Source organism: Bradyrhizobium quebecense, from assembly GCF_013373795.3.
Classification (GTDB): domain Bacteria; phylum Pseudomonadota; class Alphaproteobacteria; order Rhizobiales; family Xanthobacteraceae; genus Bradyrhizobium; species Bradyrhizobium quebecense.
In genome coordinates, this window is sequence record NZ_CP088022.1 from 8,291,532 (window position 1) to 8,312,777 (window position 21,246).

Below are 21,246 nucleotides of genomic sequence, written 5' to 3' on the forward strand. Positions count from 1 at the left end.
ATCTCCTGGCGTGCAGGGCGCTGGAACCTCATGGTAGTCCGAGGTTCTGCCGGCAGGGAAGATGGAATGATATACCTTGCGCGGCGGCCTGCACAGCTCATCTGGCGTGCAGAGCTGCCCCTCGCAAGATGAACTGAACCTAATCGGTTTTTGCTGCCGCACGCGCCGGCATGATGCGGAAAGCGCGGTCCTGTTTGATCCAGGCGGCGCGCTCGTCGCGCAGCATGGTGCGGCGAACCTTTCCGGAATCATCGCGGGGCGCCGTACCGACGCGCTCGAAACTTTCCGGATGCTTGTAGCGGCTGAGCCGGTCCTTCAGGAAGTCGCCCATGCCGTCGGCGATCTTCTGCGCATCCGCAGTCTCGGCGAGTTCGAGGATCGCATGCACGCGCTGGCCGAATTCCGGATCGGGCAATCCGACCACGACGCAGGAGCGCACCTCGGGATGCTCGCTCACCGCGGCCTCGACCTCGGCCGGATAGATGTTGGCGCCGCCGCGCAGCACCATATCGGCGAGCCGGTCGCCGAGAAAGAGATAGCCTTCCTCGTCGAGCCGGCCGATATCGCCGAGCGATTCCCAACCGTCCGGCCGCCGCTTCGGCGATGCGCCGAGATAGTGATAGGTCGAGCCGGCACCGTCATTGGGCAGGAAGTAGATCTCGCCGGTCTCGCCGGGCGCGACGTCGTTGCCGTCCTCGCCGATAATGCGCAAGCGCGCGGTCTCGCCGATCTTGCCGACCGAGCCCTTGTGCGCCATCCACTCGACGCCCGAGATCACGCAGGCGCCCTGCCGCTCGGTGCCGCCGTAGAGCTCCCAGACCCGCTCCGGCCCGAGCCATTCGATCCACTTCTCCTTCAGCCAGGGCGGCATCGGAGCAGCCATGTGAAACACGATTTGCAGGCTGGAGACGTCGTAGCGGTTGCGCACCTCTTCGGGCAGCGCCCAGATCCGGTGCATCATGGTCGGCACGAAGTTGACCCATTGCACGCGCTCGCGCGCGATCAGCCGCAGCGTCTCCTCGGCGTCGAACTTCACCATGCCGGTCAGCCGTCCGCCGCCGAACAGCGCGGAGTGCGACAGGATGAACGGCGCGTTGTGATAGAGCGGACCCGGGTTGAGCACCGAGGCCTCATGTGGCATGCCGAGCAGCAGCGGTGTCGTGGTTTCGATCACGGCGGGGTTGTGATCGAGGATCACCTTCGGCCGCCCGGTCGAGCCGCCGCTCGTCATCGCCTTCCAGTAGCGCGCGACCGGTGCATCGAGCGGCTCCCCGGAAAATCCTTCCGGCACGAAATCCACCGGCAGCGAATTCGGCGCATTCCAGTCGGCCTCGCCGCCGACCACCAGCGACGGTTTCAGGATCTCGAGCACCGCGGCGGCCTCGCCGCGCGGCAGCCGCCATGACAGCGAGGTCGGCGTCGCGCCGCATTTCCACACCGCAAACGAGGTCTCGAAGAATGCGTTGCTGTTAGGCAGCCCGATCGCGACGAAGTCGCCGGGCTTGACGCCCTTGGCGGCAAAGGCGCGCGCCCGTGCATTGGCGCGGCGCTCGAGCTCAAGCCAGGTCAGCGCATCCGCGCCATGACTGACGGCGATCGCGTCTGCGGGCTTGCGTTCGGCATACCAGCGCGGCACGTCGGCGAGGGGGATCAGCATGGGGCGTTTCCGGAAGACAGAGGCGGCTTGAAGCGCTCTTGTTGCAGGGATGTGGCCAGCGCCACGGCCGCCACTTCACCAACTATGCGGTCCCCGTGTCAAGCCGACGACTGCCCATGCGGCCGGTATCCCGCTGATGGAGTTGCGGAATCCTCGTTTGCTAAAAGCCGGGGCAAGATTCCGGTAAAGTTCAAGCGATCGCGCTAAGCCGGGCTTTACGGGGCGGCGGCATTGTGGCCCGTGCGGTTATGTGCCGGGCGCGTCGATCGACCTGCGCGGTCCCCAATGTCTTCAAGGACGATTGTCTTCAAGGACGAGACGATGGCGAGCAATGGAGCACGGATCAAGGTCAGTCGCGAGCCGCGGCGCCAGCTCAACAACCGTGCGGCGTGGATCACGGTCGATGACGGCGCGACCGAGAACGCCTGCGCCGTGGTCGACATCTCGCCGGGCGGCGCCAAGATCACGACCGAGGTCGAGTTCGACGTGAGGGATCGCCTTGCGCTGACGCTGCTCGCCGATCACGCCAAGCGCTACCCTTGCGAAGTGGTCTGGCGTCGCGGCAAGACCTACGGGCTCAAATTCGTGACCGCCGACGCCGAGCCGGACGAACCGGCCGTGGAGCCCGCCGGCGCCATCTAGCGCCGCGCCTCAGTGTCCCTGCGCGCTATTGGCATTGCCGGTCGTGCTCACCGAACCGCCGGGAGCGGCCGGCGCCGCACTGAAGTTGCCGCCGGAGGACGGCGCATAGCGCTGGCCGCTCTGGGCCGGAAGCGCAGTGCCGCCAACGCCGTCCGACGAAGCAGCGCGGTCGCCCGGCCTCGGTGGCAACGGCGTGCCCCCCGTGCTCTGCGCGAGAAGCTGGGCCGGGGCGAGCGTCAGGCCGGCGGCGACGATGATGGCGAATTTGTTTCTGAACATGGGCTGGTCCGGATGGTGCGGTGAGGTTCGAGCGGTGGCGAGATCCGCCAAGCCCGCACAATTTCGTCCACAATAACGTAAGCGGTGCTGGTCTCGTTCCCAGAGGCTACGGCCAAACCGCAAAGCAAATATCCGTGTGGTGGATCCCGGCGGCGCGTTCGCTCTGTTATCCTCGATAGCGTAGCGCGTCGACCAGCAGCGCGAACGCCGGCGAGGACTGCCGGCGGCTCGGGTAATAGAGGTGATAGCCGGGAAACGGCACGCACCAGTCGTCGAGCACCTGGACCAGCTGGCCCCTGGCAAGTTGCGCCTGCACCTGATCCTCGGCGACATAGGCAAGCCCGAGCCCGGCCAACGCCGCCTTGATCCGCAGCGCGGTGCTGTTGAAGACCAGTTGTCCGTCGACGCGGACCTTGATCGCGCGTCCGCGCTTCTCGAATTCCCAGGCATAGATGCCGCCATGGGTCGGCAGGCGAATGTTGATGCAGGCGTGCTGTGTCAGGTCCTGCGGCCGCTTCGGACGGTCGCGCCGCTTGAAATAGGACGGCGCTCCGACCACGACCATGCGGAAATCCGGCGCGATCCGCACCGCGATCATGTCCTTCGCCAACTGCTCGCCGAGGCGAACGCCGGCGTCAAAACGCTCAGCGACGATGTTGGCGAGCCCATTGTCGACGGTCAGCTCCACCTTGATGTCGGGATAGCGCGGCAGGAAGTTTTCCAGCGCCGGCCACAGGATGGTCTCGGCTGCGTGCTCACCGGCGTTGATGCGGATGGTACCGGCCGGCTTCTCGCGCAGCGCGTTGAGGGCAGTGAGTTCGGCCTCGATCTCCTCGAAGCGCGGCCCGATGCCCTGCAGCAGCCGCTCGCCGGCCTCGGTCGGCGCCACGCTGCGCGTGGTGCGGGTCAGGAGCCGCACCCCCAGCCGTTCCTCCAGCGCGCGCATGGTGTGGCTGAGCGCCGACTGCGACACACCGAGCCGCGCCGCCGCGCGGGTGAAGCTGCGCTCGCGCGCCACCGCGAGGAAGGCGATCAGGTCATTGACGTCATGCCGCGGCATTGATGAATCCTGCTCATAAGTCCATCCCGATTTTTACGTCTAATGGGACGCCCGTGCACGCCCTAAATCCCGCAGCGGCAGGTTCCAGCCTTTGATGCGGAGAGACATCATGCAGAAGCGTAAACTCGGTAACAGCAATCTGGAGGTATCGGCGATCGGCCTGGGCTGCATGGGCCTCAGCTTCGCCTATGGCCCGGCGGTCGAGAAAGCCGCAGGCATCGCGCTGCTGCGCGGCGCCGTCGAGCGCGGCGTCACCTTCTTCGATACCGCGGAGGTCTATGGTCCCTTCGTCAACGAGGAGCTGGTCGGCGAGGCGCTGGCGCCGGTTCGCAACGACGTCGTGATCGCGACCAAGTTCGGCTTCGATATCGGCACCATGGCCGAGCGGCACCGCTCGCTGAACAGCCGGCCCGAGCACATCAAAGCGGTCGCGGACGCCTCGCTGAAGCGGCTGAACATCGATGTGATCGATCTGTTCTATCAGCATCGGGTCGATCCCGCGGTGCCGATCGAGGATGTTGCCGGCGCCGTGAAGGACCTGATCGCCGCCGGCAAGGTGCGCCATTTCGGCCTGTCGGAGGCTGGCGTGCAGACCATCCGCCGGGCGCACGCGGTGCAGAAGGTCACGGCATTGCAGAGCGAATATTCGCTGTGGGAGCGCGGTCCGGAAGCGGAGATCCTGCCGCTGCTGCAAGAGCTCGGCATCGGCTTCGTGCCGTACAGCCCGCTCGGCCGCGGTTTTCTCACGGGTGCGATCAGCGCGTCGACGACGTTCGCCAGCGACGACTTCCGCAACCTCGTGCCGCGTTTTTCGCCGGAAGCCCGCCGCGCCAATCAGGCGCTGGTCGATCAGCTCGGCCGGATCGCCGCCGGCAAGGGCGCAACGCCGGCCCAGATCGCGCTAGCCTGGCTGTTGGCGCAAAAGCCGTGGATCGTGCCGATCCCGGGCACCACGAAGCTCAATCGGCTCGACGAAAACATCGGCGCCGCGCGGATCGAATTGAGCTCCGCTGATCTCGCCGACATCGGCAAGGCCGTCGCTGCCGTCGAGGTGCAGGGCGCGCGCTATCCGGAGCATCTGCAACAGATGGTCGGACGCTGAGGACGTCGAGCCACAAACTCAGTGTCGTCCCGGGCTTGACCCGGGACCCATAACCACAAGTGACAATTGCTGCGCGACGCTGGGGCCGCAGCTCGCTTCAACAACACAACCTTGTGGTTATGGGGCCCGGCCTGCGCCGGGACGACGATTGTGGATGCAGGCCGTGCCACACATTCGATGTCGTCCTGGCGAAAGCGGAGCGCGAAGGCGTGTGCCAGCTAGCGTTCCGTCAGCTTCAGCTCGATGCGGCGGTTGCGCTTGTAGGCGTCTTCGGTCTGCGCGGTGTCGAGCGGCTGGAATTCGGCGAAGCCGGCGGCGACCAGGCGCTGCGCGGGCACGCCGAGCGAGACCAGATACTGCACCACCGAGATCGCGCGCGCGGAGGATAGCTCCCAGTTCGATTTGAACAGCGGGCTGTTGATCGGCCGCACGTCGGTGTGGCCGTCGACCCGCAGCACCCAGGCGATTTCGGCGGGGATTTGCTTGTCGAGATCGATCAGCGCGTTCGCCACGGTGTCGAGCTCGGTCTTGCCTTCAGACAGCAGCGTTGCCTGGCCGGTATCGAAGAACACTTCGGACTGGAACACGAAGCGGTCGCCGACGATGCGGATATCGGGACGGTTGCCGAGGATGGCGCGCAGCCGGCCGAAGAATTCCGAGCGGTATTTCGACAATTCCTGCACCCTTTGCGCCAGCGCGACGTTCAGGCGCGAGCCGAGATCGGCGATCCGGCTCTGCGATTCCTTGTCGCGCTTCTCGGAGGCGTCGAGCGCTTCCTCGAGCGCCGCGAGCTGGCGGCGCAGCGCGCTGATCTGCTGGTTAAGCACCTCGATCTGCGCCAGCGCGCGCGACGACACGCTCTTCTCGGACTCCAGCGCCTTGTTGAGTTCGTTGGCGCGGCCCTGCGCGTCATTGCCGGAATTGGCGAGCCCCTCATAGAGCCCCTTCATGCGGTCGCGCTCGCTCTCGGCCGAAGCGAGCCCGGCGCGCAGCTGCGACACCTGGTCGTCGAGCGTCAGCTTGGAGAGCTTCTCCAGCGACAACAGGTCGTTGAGCTGGGCGATCTTGGCGTTGAGCTGCTCCAGCGCCTTGTCCTTGCCGGTGACCTCCTGCGACAGGAAGAACTGGACGACGAGGAACACCGACAGCAGGAACACGATCGACAGCACCAGCGTCGACAGCGCGTCGACAAAGCCGGGCCAGTAGTTGAAGCCGGATTCGCTGCGGCGCGAGCGGGCGAGGGCCATTCGGTTTCCCTTTATCTGTTGCCGTCAGTCCTGCGGCGCGTGGCAGACGGCTTCGATATTGTGACCGTCGGGATCGAGGACGAAAGCGCCGTAGTAGTTTGCATGATAGTGCGGCCGAATTCCGGGGCGTCCGTTGTCCCTGCCGCCGGCCTTGATCGCGTCGTCATAGAAGCGATCGACGGTGACACGATCGTTTGCCGTGAAGGCAATGTGGGCGCCGGTCTGCGGTGTAGCGCGCCGGCCGATCCAGAAGAAGGCTTTTGGACGCACGCCATAGCCTGCAAACTCGGCACCCTCGGCATACAAGCGGGTGATGCCGAGAGGACGCAAGGCCGCATCGTAGAAGGTCTTGGACCGCTCGATATCGCTGATGCCGATGGTCACGTGGTCCAGCACGTTGGCCTCCGTGGCTCAGCTCTTCTCGGGCTGGCGGGCGAGGCGCTCGAGCAGCCGCTTGATCTCGCGGTTCTGCTCGCCCTGGCCGTCGGCCCATTCGCGGATCATCTGCTGCTCGGTGCGCATATGCGCAACCAGACCCTGGATCGCCTCGGCAAGATTGGCCATCGCGGCCGTGGTGCTGCGGCCGCCGCCGCCGGCGCCACCTTCTTCGAAGGTCGCACGCAGCCGGTCGATGGCGCCCTGCAGGTCGGCACCGCCGACGCCGACGCCCTCGCCGGAAATGCCGCGCACGGTGGTGGCGAGCCAGTCCTCGAGGTCGGTGTAGAAGCGGTTCTGGGCCTGGCTCGATTGCAGGTCGAGGAAGCCGAGGATCAGCGAGCCGGCGAGGCCGAACAGCGAAGACGAGAACGAAATGCCCATGCCGCCGAGCGGCGCGGCGAGGCCCTCCTTCAGCGTATCGAACAGTGCGCCGGCGTCGCCGCCGACCTTGAGCCCGTCGATCACCTTGCCGACCGAGCCGACCGTCTCGATCAGGCCCCAAAAGGTGCCGAGCAGGCCGAGGAAGACCAGCAGGCCGGTCATGTAGCGCGAGATGTCGCGGGCTTCATCCAGGCGGGTTGCGATCGAATCGAGCAGATGCCGCATGGTCTGCTGCGAGATCGACATCCGCCCGGTGCGCTCGCCGCCGAGGATCGCGGCCATCGGGGCAAGCAGGGTCGGGCGGCGCTCGATCGCAAGGCCGGGATCGGCAATGCGGAAATTGTTGACCCAGGCGACCTCGGGATACAGCCGGATCACCTGGCGGAACGCCAGGATGATACCGATCAGCAGCACCGCGCCGATCAGGGCGTTCAGCCCGGGATTGGCGAAGAAGGCGGTGACGATCTGCTTGTACAGCACGACCCCGACCAGGCCGCAGAGCACCAGGAACACCAGCATCCGCACCAGGAAGATCCTGGGCGAGGACAGCTTGCTCAGTTCGATCTCCATCTCGGAGCGGGAAGGGGGCATTGCCGGGTCATCCGTTCGCGAAGGCCGCATCTGCCAGCAATATGGCACAGCGGCGGAGTGAGGAAAGCCGAATCCAAAGGCGGACCGCAGAACCTTGGGTTGAGACCGGGCAGAGTGTTGCCGCTTTGCGCAGCATTCCGGTGCTTCGGCGCATCAGCCTGTTCGGAAGGTGCCAATCCCACGCGTGGGTCGCGAGACGAACTCGGGTTGCACGCATCGCTGGGCGAGGCGCGCCGCGATCGGCGATTCGCGCGCCGCGCATTACGACTTTGCAATCTGCGGCATTCCCGCACAGGCAGAGGCGTATTCCCGCTCACGCAGTCCTTAACGCATTCCCACAGCCTGCGATGGAACCCGCTCACAATGCAGTGACCCGATAAAACATGTTGCGAAATCAGGGCGATAGCGTTCTGTGACAATGAGCCGCCGAAATACGCATTGCGTCGCAGCAACGAGATTTTATTTTCACCCCAGCAACGCGAGCGCTGTCGCCGTGACACCGCCGTTCGTTTGTTCAAATCTCTCAGGGGCGATCATCTCAATGTCTGGACTTCGCGCGCAATCGGCATGCATTGCTCTGATGCTGGCCGTGACGGCGCCACTGCTTGCTGGCTGCGACGAACCGAATTCGGCAACCGCCGCCGTACAAGCACCCGAGCCGGACGTCAGTGTCGTCACTGTGAAGCAGCAGGCGCGCGCGATGGTGCGCGAGCTGCCGGGCCGCGTCGCGCCGACCCGCGTCTCCGAGGTGCGCCCGCGCGTCTCGGGCATCGTCGTCAACCGCATGTTCCATCAGGGCAGCGAGGTGAAGGTCGGCGATCCGCTGTACCAGATCGATCCGCGCCCGTTCGAAGTCGAATTGCAGTCGACCGAGGCGGCGCTGGCGCGCGCCAAGGCGGTGCTCGAGCAGACCTCGCTGCAGGCCCGCCGTATCGCCACCCTCACCAACCAGCGCGCGACCTCGGAGGCCGAGAACGAGAAGGCGATCGCCAACCTGAAGCAGGCCGAAGCCGACGTGCAGGGTCGCGAGGCCGACGTCGCGCGTGCCAAGCTCAATCTGGACTATGCGACGATCCGTGCGCCGATCGACGGCATCATCGGTGCTGCGGTCATCAGCGAAGGCGCGCTGGTCGTGCAGAACGACGCCGCGAGCCTTGCGACCATCCAGCAGCTCGATCCGATCTATGCCGACTTCCAGCAGTCGGTCACCGAGATGAACCAGCTACGTCGCGCCTTCGAGAGCGGCGATCTCGACCGCATCGAGGCCGACGCGATGAAGGTGCGTCTCGTGCTCGACGACGGCTCGATCTATCCGCTGCCGGGCAAGCTGTTGTTCTCCGAGGCCAAGGTCGACGCCCATACCGGACAGGTCACCCTGCGCGGTGAGTTCCCGAATCCGAAGCGCGTCCTGCTGCCGGGCATGTATGTCCGCGTGCAGATCGAGCAGGGCATCGACAGCGATGCGATCGCCGTGCCGCAGCAGGCGATCCAGCGCAATGGCGGCGGCGGCAGCGAGGTGTTCGTCGTCAAGGGCGACAATCACGTCGCGGTGCAGCCGGTGCGTACCGGCTCGCTGCAGGGCGGCTCCTGGTTCGTGACCGAAGGCCTCAAGGCCGGCGACAAGGTCGTCGTCGAGGGGTTCCAGAAATTTGCCGCCGGCGACAAGGTGCGGCCGCTGGCCTGGCGTGAGATCGACGCGGCTGCAGCGCCGGATTCGCAGCAAACCGCGCACGCGGTGCGGTGATCCGACATGCCCAGCTTCTTCATCGACAGGCCGATCTTCGCCTGGGTCGTCGCGCTGTTCATCTGTTTGGTCGGTGCGATCTCGATTCCACTGCTCGCGGTCGCGCAGTACCCGATCATCGCGCCGCCCTCGATCTCGATCTCGACGAGCTATCCCGGCGCATCGCCTGAAAACCTCTACAACAGCGTCACGCGGCTGATCGAGGAGGAGCTCAACGGCGCCGCCAACATCCTGAACTTCGAATCGACCTCCGACTCGCTCGGCCAGGTCGAGATCATCGCCAACTTCAAGCCGGGCACCGACACCAGCCAGGCCTCGGTCGAGGTGCAGAACCGCCTCAAGCGCGTCGAGGCGCGGTTGCCGCGCGCCGTGATTCAGCAGGGCATCCTGGTCGAGGAAGCCTCGTCCGCCGTGCTGCAGATCATCACGCTGAACTCGACCGACGGCTCGCTGGATGAAGTGGGCCTCGGCGACTTCATGATCCGCAACGTGCTGGGCGAGGTGCGCCGCATCCCCGGCGTCGGCCGCGCCACGCTGTATTCGACCGAGCGCAGCCTGCGCATCTGGATCGATCCGGCCAAGCTGGTCGGTTATGGCCTGTCCGCCGACGACGTCAACAAGGCGATCACGGCGCAGAACGCCCAAGTCGCCTCCGGCAGCATCGGCGCCGAGCCGAGCACGGACACGCAGAAGATCTCCGCGCAGGTCCTGGTGAAGGGCCAGCTCTCGTCGCCCGACGAGTTCGGTGCGATCATCCTGCGCGCGAACCCCGACGGCTCGACGGTCCGCCTGCGCGACGTCGCGCGGATCGAGATCGGCGGCCTCAGCTACCAGTTCAACACCCGTCTCGACGGCAAGCCGACCGCCGGACTCTCGGTGCTGCTGTCGCCGAAGGGCAATGCGCTGGCGACCGCGAGCGCGGTCGAAGCCAAGATGAAGGAGCTGTCGCGCTTCTTCCCGGCCAATATCTCCTACGAAATTCCCTACAACATCACGCCCGTCGTGAAGGCCTCGATCGAGAAGGTCCTGATGACGCTGGTCGAGGCGGTGGTGCTGGTGTTCATCGTGATGTTCCTATTTCTACAGAACATCCGCTACACCATCATTCCGACCATCGTGGTTCCGGTGGCGTTGCTGGGCGCCTGCGCCACGCTGATGATCGCGGGCTTCTCGATCAACATGCTGACCATGTTCGGCATGGTGCTGGCGGTCGGCATCCTGGTCGACGACGCCATCGTCGTGGTCGAGAACGTCGAGCGCATCATGGCCGAGGAGGGCCTGCCGCCGAAGGAAGCCACCAAGAAGGCGATGTCGCAGATATCAGGCGCCATCATCGGCATCACGCTGGTGCTGATGGCCGTGTTCGTGCCGATGGCGTTCTTCCCCGGCTCGGTCGGCATCATCTACCGCCAGTTCTCGGTCACCATGGTGGCGGCGATCGCGTTCTCGGCGCTGCTCGCGCTGTCGCTGACGCCGGCGCTGTGCGCGACGCTGCTCAAGCCGGTCGAGAAGGGCCACGGCCATGCCCGCAAGGGCGTGTTCGGCGCCTTCAATCGCGTGCTCGAGTCCAGCCGTGCCGGCTATGTCCGCACGGTGCAGGCCGGGCTGAAGCGCACCGGCCGCCTGATGCTGATCTATCTCGTGTTGTTCGTAGGCGTCGCCTACGGCTTCGTGCGGCTGCCCGGCGGCTTCCTGCCGGTCGACGACCAGGGCTTCATCACGACCGACGTGCAGACGCCGTCGGAGTCGTCCTATGCGCGCACCGAAGCTGCGGTCGAGCAGGTCGAGAAGTACCTGAAGGATCGCGCCGGCATCGAAAACGTCACGTTCCTCACCGGCTTCAGCTTCCTCGGCCAGGGCATGAACACCGCACAGGCCTTCATCACGCTGAAGGACTGGTCGGAGCGCGGCGCGAAGGATTCGGCTGCCGCCATCGTCGCCGATATCAACCGCGACCTGTCGTCGACGATCCGCGATGCCAGGATCTCGGCGCTGCAGCCGCCGCCGATCGACAACCTCGGCAACTCCTCGGGCTTCTCGTTCCGTCTGCAGGACCGTGGCCAGAAGGGCTATGCCGCGCTGATCGCAGCAAGCGACCGCCTGATTGCCGAGGCCAATGCCAGTCCCGTGTTGCAGAAGGTCTATGTCGAAGGCCTGCCGCCGGCGCCGCAGGTCAATCTGATGATCGACCGCGAGAAGGCCGGCGCGTTCGGTCTCACCTTCGAGGACATCAACAACACGATCTCGACCAATCTCGGCTCGAACTACATCAACGACTTCCCGAACCGCGGGCGCATGCAGCGCGTCATCGTGCAGGCCGACAAGACCAGCCGCATGAACGCGGACGACATCCTCAATTACAACGTCAAGAACAGCCGTGGTCAGCTGGTGCCGTTCTCGGCCTTTGCCACCATCGAATGGTCGAAGGGGCCCACTCAAATTGCGGGCTTCAACTACTATCCGGCGGTGCGCATCTCCGGCGAGGCGAAGCCGGGCTTCACTTCGGGTGATGCGATCGCGGAGATGGAGCGGCTCGCCGACAAGCTGCCGCGCGGATTCGGCTACGAGTGGACCGGCCAGTCGCTGCAGGAGAAGCTGTCGGGCTCGCAGGCGCCGTTCCTGCTCGCACTCTCGGTGCTGGTGGTATTCCTCCTGCTCGCCGCTCTCTATGAGAGCTGGACCATTCCGCTCGCGGTGCTGCTCACGATTCCGCTCGGCATTCTCGGCGCGGTGGTGGCCGCGACGCTGCGCGGGCTGTCGAACGACGTCTATTTCACAGTCGGCCTGATCACCATCATCGGCCTGGCCGCCAAGGACGCGATCCTGATCATCGAGTTCGCCAAGGACCTGCGCGCGCAGGGCAAGCCGCTGGTCGAGGCGACCATCGAGGCTTGTAGCTTGCGCTTTCGCCCGATCCTGATGACCGGTCTCGCCTTCGTCTGCGGCGTGCTGCCGATGGCGATCGCCACCGGCGCCGGCGGCGCCAGCCAGCAGGCGCTCGGCACCTCGGTGATGGGCGGCATGATCGCCGTCGTGATCCTCGCGCTGCTCTTGGTGCCGGTGTTCTTCGTCAGCGTGCAGCGCGTGCTGGCCGGTGATCGCGAGAAGGCGCCCGACAACGCCGAAGCCTACGGCCCGCCCGCGCCGGCAAGGATCGGTCACTGATGTCAGAGATCGGTGCCGATCGGATCGGCGGCTTGCCTTTGCGGCCTGGCCAATCCAAATTGCATCTCTGGATTGAACGGGGAGCGTACAGGCAACCCGGGGATTGAGGGCATGTGATGCGGCCGACCGATATTGCGATCTCGAATTATCGCTCCATTCGGCGGCTCCACATGCCCATTCAACCGCTGTCGGTCTTCGTCGGCGAGAACGGCGTCGGCAAATCCAATCTCTACAAGTCCCTGTCGTTGCTGCGCGACGCTGCGACCGGCCGGATCACGCGCACGATCGCCGACGAGGGCGGATTGAACTCGGTCTGCTGGTCCGGCATCCGAAGGCGGGGTGAAGATGGGCGGTTGCGGTTGGAGGTCAGATTCGATCACGTCAACTACGCGATCGAGCTCGGACATCCGGGCCCGCTCGAGGCGGCATTTCCCGGCGAGCCGATGATCAAGTCCGAACGCATCGAGGCGATCCACGGCAAGCGGAAAGTCCTGATGATGGAGCGGACCAATTCGCACGTCAGCGTCCGCGGCGAGAGCGGCGCCTGGAGCGAGCACAAGGATGCGGTGCTGCCGTCGGAAACCGCGCTCGCGGATTTCCTCGACGGCAGAGCGTGCCCCGAAATCGACCTGATCCGAAACGCGCTGCAGAGCTGGCGCTTCTATCACGATTTCCGCACCGATCCGGCGTCGCCGATCCGAAAGCCGTGTCTCGCGATCACGACGCCGTCGCTGAGCGCTGACGGCAGCGATCTGGCTGCCGCCTTGGCAACGCTCAGCGCGATCAGGCAAGATGCGGCCGACCTGCAGGATGCGATCGAGGACGCGTTCCCGGGCGCCGAGCTCCGGGCATGGGCGGACAACGGGCGGTGCGAGTTTGAGCTGCGGCAAGCGGACGTGCCGCGTCCGTTCAAGGCACACGAACTATCCGACGGGACGCTGAAATATATCTGCCTGCTCGCCGTGTTCATGGGCTACCGGCTGCCGCCGTTCATCGCGCTGAACGAGCCCGAGACCAGCCTGCATCCATCGCTGCTGGCGCCGTTGGCCAGGCTGATCGCCAAGGCGTCGCGCCGCGCCGACATCTGGATCGTCACCCATTCGGAACCTCTGATGGAGGCGCTGCGAAGCGAGAGTTCGGTCCCGCTGCGCCGGGTGGTCAAGGCGAAGGGCGCCACCACCATCGAGGGCCTGACGCTCGGCGGCGAATTTCGTGACGGTCGAGACGACGACGAAGATGACGACGATTAGATCGCGCCGTCGCGCAATTGCCCGAGCGGCTTCAGGATCTTGATCAGCTCGCCGTGCACGAATTCGTTGCCGCAGACGACGTGGCCGGTCTGCAGCGGGTCGTCACTGCCCTGGATGCCGGAGACGGTGCCGCCGGCTTCGCGGACCATCAGCAGGCCGGCGGCGACGTCCCAGGCTTGCAGATTGCGCTCCCAATAGCCGTCGAGCCGGCCGGCGGCGACGAAGGCGAGGTCGAGCGAGGCAGCGCCGAAGCGGCGGAAGCCCGCGACCTTGTTCTGCAGCGCGGCCATTTCCTGCAGCGCCAGCTGGTGGTTGCCGCGGCCGATATGCGGCAGGCCGCAGGCGACCACGCATTCGTTGAGCTGGCGGCGGCCGGCGACGCGCAGCCGCTGGTCGTTGAGGAACGCGCCCTTGCCGCGCTCGGCGATGTAGAGCTCGTCATTGGCAGGATTGTAGATCACGCCCGCGATGATCGTGTCTTCGCGCTGGAGCCCGATCGAGATCGCGAATTGCGGGATACCGTGCAGGAAGTTGGTGGTGCCGTCCAAGGGATCGACGATCCAGGTGTGGCTCTTGTCCGAGCCCTCGCGCTTGCCGCCTTCCTCTCCGAGGAACCCGTAGCCGGGCCGGGCCTTTTCGAGATCGGTGTAGAGCATCTCCTCGGCGCGCTTGTCGGCGAGCGAGACGAAGTTCGCCGGCCCCTTCAGCGACACCTGGAGGTGTTCGATCTCGCCGAGGTCGCGCTTGAGGCTGCGGCCGGCGCGGCGCGCGGCCTTGACCATGACATTGATGAGGGCGGAGTAGAGCATGATGAACGGCTTCTTTGCGATTGTGCTGGAGGACCGGCCCAAGCGTGGTCCCGTCATCCTGAGGAGCGCGGACCGCGCGTCTCGAAGGATGAACGGCCACCAGCCGGGCCGTTCATCCTTCGAGGCTCGCTCCGCTCGCACCTCAGGATGACGGGGCGGGAGGGGCACTGCCTTGGATTGCCGGACTGGGTGCCCTCTGGAGGCCGCCCCGTCAAGGCGTCATTTGACGTTGTTTCCGATCCATTTTCGCGCGGCTGCCTCGCCCTTGGCGCGGTCTTCCGGGCTCATATCGGCAAGGATGTCGTCGAGATCGGGGTCACCCTTGCCGGCCGTCTTGGCGACCGTGTGCCATTTCAGCGCCTCGACCTTGTCCACCGGGGCTCCGGCGCCGGTCGCCAGCACGTGGGCGAGGCGGTTTTGCGCGATCGCGCTGTTCTGCCGGGCCGCCTTGCGCAGCAGCGCCACCGCCGCCGGCACGTTCCGCGGCGTGCCGGCGCCGTTGTAGAGCGCGATGGCATATTCTACCTCGGCATCGACATTGTCGGCCAGCGAGGCGGCCTGCAGCAGGCGGGCCGCCTTTTCGAGGTCCTTCGGCACGCCGGTGCCTTCCTTGTAGAAGGTCGCGAGCGCGTATTGCGCCTCGGGGCTGCCGGCGTCCGCGGCCATCCGCAACAGCTCGGCGGAGCGCCTGAGGTCCTGCGGCAGGGTCTGGCCGTCGAGATAGAGCAGCGCGAGATTGTAGGCCGCCTTGGGTTCGCCGAGCTTGGCCGACGAGGCCAGCAGCTTGACCGCGGAATCCTTGTCCACCGCGCCGCCACGGCCCGCGATTCGCATCATGGCGAGGGCGAACATCGCCTCACGGTCGCCGGCATCCGATGCGCGCTTGTACCAGTCGTCCGCCTTGACGTAGTCGCGCTTGACGCCGAGCCCGTTGGCATAGAGCTCGCCCAGCATCGTCATTGCTTTGGTATCGTTGTTGTTCTGGGCGCGGACCATCGCCAGCTCGAACGCGGTCTTGTACATGCCGCGCTGATAGGCGCCATAGACGAGATCGACATTGGGATCGTCCGGCGTCGGGGTCGGCGAGGGCGTCGGGGTGGCCGTTGGTGTGGCGGCGGGCTTCGGCGCGGGCTTCTTCGCGGCGGGCGCATGCACCTTCGGCTTCTCTTTCGGCGCCTCCTTCTTCGCGGGCGGCGGCGTCTGTGCCGGCGGCGTGATCGAGAGCTGCGCCATCGCGCCGCTCGTCAGCATCATGCAGCCGAGCGCAACACCTATCGGACGCAGGCGGTTCATTCCGGCGTCATCCCTCGGCCTTGGCCTGGCCCAACGTGCCGGCATGCGCCTGTGCAATCGCTGCGCCGATCTCGGCGAGTGCGGTCTTGGCGCCGCGCGGATCGGACCAGATGAAATCTCCGACCAGCACGAAATCCGCGCCGGCCGCGGCGAATGCCTCGGCCTCCTCGCGCGAGGTCGCAAAGCCGACGCAGGGCGGCTCGAACAATTCGTCCCACCATTGCAGCCGCTCGGCGATCGCCTCGGCGGAGGGGCGCTGTCCGTTGGTGTCGGGCTCGCCGAACAGCACATAATCGGCACCGGCTTCGCCCGCGGCCATGGAATCGTGGCGCGTCGCGAGCCCGCCGACGCCTGCGATGCGGTCGGGCTTCAGCGAGGGCATCGCCTCTTCCATCGCGGCGAGGCCGGTCAGATGCGCGCCGTCGGCGCCGGCGCGGGCCACGATGTCGGGATGGCCGTCGATCAGCAGTGCCGCACCCGCGTTCTGGATCGCAGGCGCCAACGCCTTGATGGTGGAGATCATGCTGCGCGGATCGGTCTCGCGCAGCCGCACCAGAACGGCCGCGACGTCGGCCGCGGCAACCAGGTCGGCAAGCTCGGCCGCAAGCCGTGCGGGCTCGTCGACCGGCGGGGTTGCCAGATAGAGGCGCGGCGCCGGCCGCGGCGGAACGGGCTTGGTGGCCAACTATGCCGCCTGTTTCTCGAGGCCGGCTTCCCAATTGCCGGTGCTCGCCAGCCCGTTCATGCGGGCGCGATGCGAGAAGGCGCGCTGGCCCGCCGGGACGTTGTCGGGCTTGCCGGACCACGCCTTCTGCGGCGCCGCCTGCAGCGCACGGCCATAGGAGAAGGTCAGCCGCCAGGGCAAATGGCCGATCTTGTTCATGGCGTCGAGATGCGCGGTCGCCTCCTCGTCGCTCTGCCCGCCGGAGAGGAAGGCGATGCCCGGCACCGCGGCCGGCACGCAGCTCTTGAGCAGGCGGATGGTCTTCTCGGCGACTTCCTGCACCGACGCCTGCTTCGGGCATTTCTTGCCCGAGATCACCATGTTCGGCTTCAAAATCATGCCTTCCAGCGCAACACGCTGCACCCGCAATTCCTGGAAGGTGCGGTTCAGCACGCGCTGCGTCACCTCATAGCAGCGGTCGATGTCGTGATCGCCGTCCATCAGCACCTCAGGCTCGACGATCGGGACGATTTGCGCGGCCTGGCACAGCGCCGCGTAGCGCGCCAGCGCGTGCGCATTGACGCGGACCGCGGTCTGGGTCGGGATTCGCGGCCCGATATCGATCACGGCGCGCCACTTCGCAAAGCGCGCACCGCGCTCGTAATATTTCTTCAAGCGCTCCGCGAGCTTGTCGAGACCGACGGTGACGAGTTCGCCCGGGCAGTTCGGCAGCGCCTGGGTGCCTTCGTCGACCTTGATGCCGGGGATCGCGCCGGCCTGCTCGATCAGCTTGACCAGCGGCGTGCCGTCCTTGGCATTCTGCCAGATCGTCTCGTCGTAGAGGATGACGCCCGAAATGTACTTGCTCATCGCCTCCTGCGAGCGGAACAGCATCTCGCGATAGTCGCGGCGACTGTCTTCGGTCGAATCGACCTTGATGGCGTCGAAGCGCTTCTTGATGGTGCCGGAGGATTCGTCGGCGGCGAGGATGCCCTTGCCCGGGGTGACCATGGCAAGCGCAACTTTGTTGAGGTCAGCGAGGTTCATCGGGGGCGTCCTCCGGAGCCATTGCCTTTGCAAACCAAAATAGGCGGTTCTCGGGCAAATGCCTAGAAAACGTTCGTCGCGGCCGATGTTTGTCGCAGCCGGCGATCAAGCCCCGGGACACCGTTTCCAACTGCGTCAGAACCGGTGTCCCGCCTTAATGATTCAGGCGAGAAGTTGTCAGGCGATCTCTCAGGCGACCTTGGGATCGAGCGCGCCCGCGGCGTAGCGCTTGGCCATTTCCGCCGTAGTCAGCACCTTCTTGATCTTGCTGGCCTGGCCCGCGGTGTTGAACTCCTGCAGGCGCTGCTTGCACAGCTTGGTCATCGCCTCCATCGCGGGCTTCAGGTACTTGCGCGGATCGAACTCTTCCGGATTGTCCTTCAGCACCTTGCGGATCTGGCCGGTCATCGCCATCCGGTTGTCGGTGTCGATGTTGATCTTGCGCACGCCGTTCTTGATGCCGCGCTGAATCTCGGCGACCGGCACGCCCCAGGTCGGCTTCATCTTGCCGCCATTGGCGTTGATGATCTCCTGCAGCTCCTGCGGCACCGACGAGGAGCCGTGCATCACGAGATGCGTGTTCGGCAGCTTGCGATGGATTTCCTCGATCACGTTCATGGCGAGGATGTCGCCGTCGGGCTTGCGGGTGAATTTGTAGGCGCCGTGCGAGGTGCCCATTGCGATCGCCAGCGCATCGACCTTGGTTTCCTTGACGAACTTCACGGCCTCGTCCGGATTGGTCAGAAGCTGGTCATGCGACAGCTTGCCCTCGGCACCGTGGCCGTCTTCCTTGTCGCCCATGCCGGTCTCGAGCGAGCCGAGCACGCCGAGCTCGCCTTCCACCGAGATGCCGCCGAGATGGGCCATGCCGGTCACGGTCCTGGTGACGCCGACATTGTAGTCCCAGTCGCCCGGCGTCTTGCCATCGGCCTTCAGCGAGCCGTCCATCATGACCGAGGTGAAGCCGGCCTGGATCGCGGTCATGCAGGTGGCGGGCTCGTTGCCGTGGTCGAGATGCACGCAGACCGGGATCTGCGGGTAGATCTCGGTGACGGCGTCCATCATGTGCTTGAGCATGACGTCGTTGGCGTAGGACCGCGCACCGCGCGAGGCCTGGATGATGACGGGCGCGTCGACCTCGGAGGCCGCGGCCATGATCGCCAGCGCCTGCTCCATGTTGTTGATGTTGAAGGCAGGTACGCCGTAATCATGCTCGGCCGCGTGATCGAGCAGTTGCCGCAATGTTATGCGAGCCATTCCATTTCTCCCTGTAAAGCGCGTTCGCGGATTTGAGGCGCGATGAGATTAGGTTGAATCGTCATCGCGCTTTAGCTCTTTGTTTGAGCATGATCTTTTCGGAAAACCGCTTCACACTTTTCCGGATCATGCTCTGGATCAACGGTTTTTCAACACTTCGACGCCCGGCAGCGGCTTGCCTTCCATCCATTCAAGAAACGCGCCGCCCGCGGTCGAGACGTAGGAAAAATCGCCGGCGACGCCCGCCTGGTTGAGCGCCGCAACGGTATCGCCGCCGCCAGCGACCGAGATCAGCTTCCTGGCCCGGGTGCGCTCGGCGGCATGCTTGGCCGACACCACGGTGCCGCGGTCGAACGGCGTCAGCTCGAAGGCGCCGAGCGGTCCGTTCCAGACCAGCGTCGCGGCATCGTCGATCGCGGCATGGATCCGCGCGATCGATTGCGGGCCGACGTCGAGGATCATGCCGTCGGCCGGGATCGCGTCGAGGCCGTAGGCGTGCGACGGCGCATTGGCGGCGAACTGGCTGGCGACGACAGCATCGACGGGCAGGATGATCGCGCAATTCGCCGCGTTGGCCTTCTCCATGATCCGCAGCGCGGTCGCCGCGAGGTCCTTTTCGGCGAGCGATTTGCCGACGGCGATGCCCTGCGCGTGCAGGAAGGTGTTGGCCATGCCGCCGCCGATCACCAGCGCGTCGACCTTGTTCACGAGGTTTTCCAGCAGGTCGATCTTGGTCGAGACCTTGGCGCCGCCGATGATCGCGATCACCGGCTTGGTCGGTGCTTCCAGCGCCTTGCCGAGCGCGTCGAGTTCGGCCTGCATGGTGCGGCCGGCATAGGCCGGCAGCTTGTGGCCGAGGCCTTCGGTCGAGGCGTGGGCGCGATGCGCGGCGGAGAAGGCGTCGTTGACCCAGATGTCGCCGAGCTTGGCCAGTTCAGCGACGAAGCCGGCGTCGTTCTTTTCCTCTTCCTTGTGGAAGCGGGTGTTCTCCAGGCAGAGGATGTCGCCGTCCTTGAGGGCCGCAACCGCCTTGGCCGCGGGCTCGCCGATGCAATCCTCGGCGAAGCCGACCGGGCGCTTGATCACCTTCGACAGCGCCTCGGCGACCGGCTTCAGCGACTCCTTGGCATCGCGTCCCTTGGGCCGGCCGAAATGGGCGAGCAGGATCACCTTGCCGCCCTTGTCGGAAATTTCGGTGATGGTGGGGGCAACGCGCTCGAGCCGCGTGGCGTCGGTGACGCGGCCGCCTTCCATGGGGACGTTGAGGTCGACGCGCAGCAGCACGCGCTTGCCCTTCACGTTGACGTCGTCGAGGGTGCGGAACGATTTGGTCATGGGCGTTTCCTGTGCGGCCGGACACAGCCATCCAGCGGACGGCGTCGCTTTCGCTTGCCGATGTCGCGGCCGTTGAGGTCGCGAATGCGGGGGCAAACACGCAGATGCCCGGCGCTCGGCCGGGCATCACGAACAGTCGAATTTAGATCAGCTTGCCGATCGCAACGGCGGTGTCTGCCATGCGGTTCGAGAAGCCCCACTCATTGTCGTACCAGGCCATCACGCGCACCAGCGTGCCGTTCTGCACCTTGGTCTGGTCCATGTGGAAGGTGGCCGAGTGCGGATCGTGGTTGAAGTCGATCGAGACGTTCGGCGCGGTGGTAAAGCCCAGAATGCCCTTGAGCTGCTGCTCGGAGGCGCGCTTCATCGCCTCGTTGATTTCCTTGGCGTCGGTGGAGCGCTTGGCGACGATCTTCAGATCGATCACCGAGACGTTCGGGGTCGGCACGCGGATCGAGACACCGTCGAGCTTGCCCTTCAGTTCCGGCAGCACCAGGCCGATGGCTTTCGCGGCACCGGTCGAGGTCGGGATCATCGACATCGCCGCGGCGCGACCGCGATAGAGATCCTTGTGCAGGGTGTCGAGCGTCGGCTGGTCGCCGGTATAGGCGTGGATCGTGGTCATGAAGCCGGTCTCGATGCCGACCGTCTCGTTCAACACCTTGGCAACCGGCGCGAGGCAGTTGGTGGTGCAGGAGCCGTTGGAGACGACGAGCTGATCCTTGTTCAGCGTGTCATGGTTGACGCCGTAGACGATGGTGGCGTCAGCGCCATCGGCCGGGGCCGAGACCAGCACGCGCTTGGCGCCGGCGGTGAGGTGCGCCGAGGCCTTGTCCTTGGCGGTGAAGATGCCGGTGCATTCCAGCGCGATGTCGACGCCGAGGGCCTTCCACGGCAGCTTGGAGGGATCGCGCTCGGCCGAGACCTTGATCTTGTTGTCGCCGACGCTGATCGAGTCGCCGTCGACGGTCACCGTGCCCGGAAAGCGGCCGTGCACGGAATCGAAGCGCAGCAGGTGCGCGTTGGTCTCGACCGGGCCGAGGTCGTTGATGCCGACCACCTCGATGTCCTTGCGGCCGGACTCGGCGATGGCGCGCAACACATTGCGGCCGATACGCCCAAACCCGTTGATCGCGACGCGGATTGCCATGCTGTGTCTCCTCTAAAAGCTACTGCCGGCCCCGCGGGAGGTGTCCCACGAGGGTTTTACGGCGGAACGCCCGGTTCAGCCGGACGCGAGCGGAAAAGATGGAGCTTTGGTAATCCTTTTTCGCGGCAAGCTCAA

The 21,246-nt window shown here is 65.7% G+C and carries 18 protein-coding genes; 5 read left to right on the plus strand and 13 right to left on the minus strand.

Annotated elements, in window-relative coordinates; all coding sequences use genetic code 11:
• Positions 1 to 139 precede the first annotated feature (139 nt).
• Positions 140 to 1,657: an AMP-binding protein gene (locus tag HU230_RS39375; RefSeq protein ID WP_176533622.1), complete on the minus strand. Its 1,518-nt coding sequence runs from the start codon at positions 1,655 to 1,657 to the stop codon at positions 140 to 142.
• 321 nt (positions 1,658 to 1,978) lie between these two features.
• Between HU230_RS39375 and HU230_RS39380 the strand changes: the two genes are divergently transcribed.
• Positions 1,979 to 2,299, plus strand: coding sequence for a PilZ domain-containing protein (locus tag HU230_RS39380; RefSeq protein WP_176533621.1), 321 nt, complete (start codon positions 1,979 to 1,981; stop codon positions 2,297 to 2,299).
• 9 nt (positions 2,300 to 2,308) lie between these two features.
• Here HU230_RS39380 and HU230_RS39385 read toward each other — a convergent pair whose 3' ends face one another.
• Together HU230_RS39385 and HU230_RS39390 are read right to left on the minus strand one after the other, a co-directional pair.
• Positions 2,309 to 2,578, minus strand: a complete 270-nt coding sequence (locus HU230_RS39385; protein ID WP_176533620.1) for a hypothetical protein — start codon at positions 2,576 to 2,578, stop codon at positions 2,309 to 2,311.
• Between the two features lie 166 nt (positions 2,579 to 2,744).
• Positions 2,745 to 3,638, minus strand: coding sequence for a LysR family transcriptional regulator (locus HU230_RS39390; protein WP_176533619.1), 894 nt, complete (start codon positions 3,636 to 3,638; stop codon positions 2,745 to 2,747).
• A 109-nt stretch (positions 3,639 to 3,747) separates the two neighbouring features.
• Here HU230_RS39390 and HU230_RS39395 point away from each other — a divergent pair, with 109 nt between their 5' ends.
• Positions 3,748 to 4,740: an aldo/keto reductase gene (locus tag HU230_RS39395; protein WP_176533618.1), complete on the plus strand. Its 993-nt coding sequence runs from the start codon at positions 3,748 to 3,750 to the stop codon at positions 4,738 to 4,740.
• Between the two features lie 218 nt (positions 4,741 to 4,958).
• Here the strand turns inward: HU230_RS39395 and HU230_RS39400 are convergent, their stop codons facing one another.
• From HU230_RS39400 to HU230_RS39410, 3 genes are read right to left on the minus strand one after another with little or no spacing between them, the layout of a single operon-like run.
• Positions 4,959 to 5,987: a peptidoglycan -binding protein gene (locus HU230_RS39400; protein ID WP_176533617.1), complete on the minus strand. Its 1,029-nt coding sequence runs from the start codon at positions 5,985 to 5,987 to the stop codon at positions 4,959 to 4,961.
• Between the two features lie 24 nt (positions 5,988 to 6,011).
• A complete protein-coding gene (locus HU230_RS39405; protein WP_176533616.1) occupies positions 6,012 to 6,383 on the minus strand; it encodes a VOC family protein in 372 nt (123 codons plus the stop codon).
• A 15-nt stretch (positions 6,384 to 6,398) separates the two neighbouring features.
• Positions 6,399 to 7,397, minus strand: a complete 999-nt coding sequence (locus HU230_RS39410; protein WP_176533615.1) for a flagellar motor protein MotA — start codon at positions 7,395 to 7,397, stop codon at positions 6,399 to 6,401.
• 541 nt (positions 7,398 to 7,938) lie between these two features.
• On the opposite strand from HU230_RS39410, the gene HU230_RS39415 reads away from it, so the two are divergent.
• The 3 genes from HU230_RS39415 (at position 7,939) to HU230_RS39425 (ending at position 13,556) form a co-directional block, all read left to right on the plus strand.
• Positions 7,939 to 9,141, plus strand: coding sequence for an efflux RND transporter periplasmic adaptor subunit (locus HU230_RS39415; RefSeq protein WP_176533614.1), 1,203 nt, complete (start codon positions 7,939 to 7,941; stop codon positions 9,139 to 9,141).
• A gap of 6 nt (positions 9,142 to 9,147) precedes the next feature.
• Positions 9,148 to 12,306: a multidrug efflux RND transporter permease subunit gene (locus HU230_RS39420; protein ID WP_176533613.1), complete on the plus strand. Its 3,159-nt coding sequence runs from the start codon at positions 9,148 to 9,150 to the stop codon at positions 12,304 to 12,306.
• A gap of 116 nt (positions 12,307 to 12,422) precedes the next feature.
• Positions 12,423 to 13,556: an AAA family ATPase gene (locus tag HU230_RS39425; protein ID WP_176533612.1), complete on the plus strand. Its 1,134-nt coding sequence runs from the start codon at positions 12,423 to 12,425 to the stop codon at positions 13,554 to 13,556.
• Here the strand turns inward: HU230_RS39425 and HU230_RS39430 are convergent.
• The 7 genes from HU230_RS39430 to gap all read right to left on the minus strand — a co-directional run bounded on the left by HU230_RS39430 (position 13,553) and on the right by gap (position 21,111).
• Positions 13,553 to 14,365: an inositol monophosphatase family protein gene (locus HU230_RS39430; protein WP_176533611.1), complete on the minus strand. Its 813-nt coding sequence runs from the start codon at positions 14,363 to 14,365 to the stop codon at positions 13,553 to 13,555. The genes HU230_RS39425 and HU230_RS39430 overlap by 4 nt on opposite strands.
• A gap of 219 nt (positions 14,366 to 14,584) precedes the next feature.
• On the minus strand, positions 14,585 to 15,658 hold the full coding sequence (locus HU230_RS39435) for a tetratricopeptide repeat protein (RefSeq protein WP_176533610.1): 1,074 nt from the start codon (positions 15,656 to 15,658) through the stop codon (positions 14,585 to 14,587).
• Between the two features lie 7 nt (positions 15,659 to 15,665).
• Positions 15,666 to 16,343, minus strand: coding sequence for a thiamine phosphate synthase (locus HU230_RS39440; protein WP_176533609.1), 678 nt, complete (start codon positions 16,341 to 16,343; stop codon positions 15,666 to 15,668).
• A complete protein-coding gene (locus HU230_RS39445; protein ID WP_176533608.1) occupies positions 16,344 to 17,369 on the minus strand; it encodes a class I fructose-bisphosphate aldolase in 1,026 nt (341 codons plus the stop codon).
• A gap of 189 nt (positions 17,370 to 17,558) precedes the next feature.
• Entirely contained in the window at positions 17,559 to 18,626 is a 1,068-nt protein-coding gene (gene fba / locus HU230_RS39450; protein WP_097673655.1) for a class II fructose-bisphosphate aldolase, read from the minus strand.
• A 138-nt stretch (positions 18,627 to 18,764) separates the two neighbouring features.
• Entirely contained in the window at positions 18,765 to 19,961 is a 1,197-nt protein-coding gene (locus HU230_RS39455) for a phosphoglycerate kinase (protein ID WP_176533607.1), read from the minus strand.
• Positions 19,962 to 20,103: 142 nt separating this feature from the next.
• On the minus strand, positions 20,104 to 21,111 hold the full coding sequence (gene gap, locus HU230_RS39460) for a type I glyceraldehyde-3-phosphate dehydrogenase (RefSeq protein WP_176533606.1): 1,008 nt from the start codon (positions 21,109 to 21,111) through the stop codon (positions 20,104 to 20,106).
• Positions 21,112 to 21,246 lie beyond the last annotated feature (135 nt).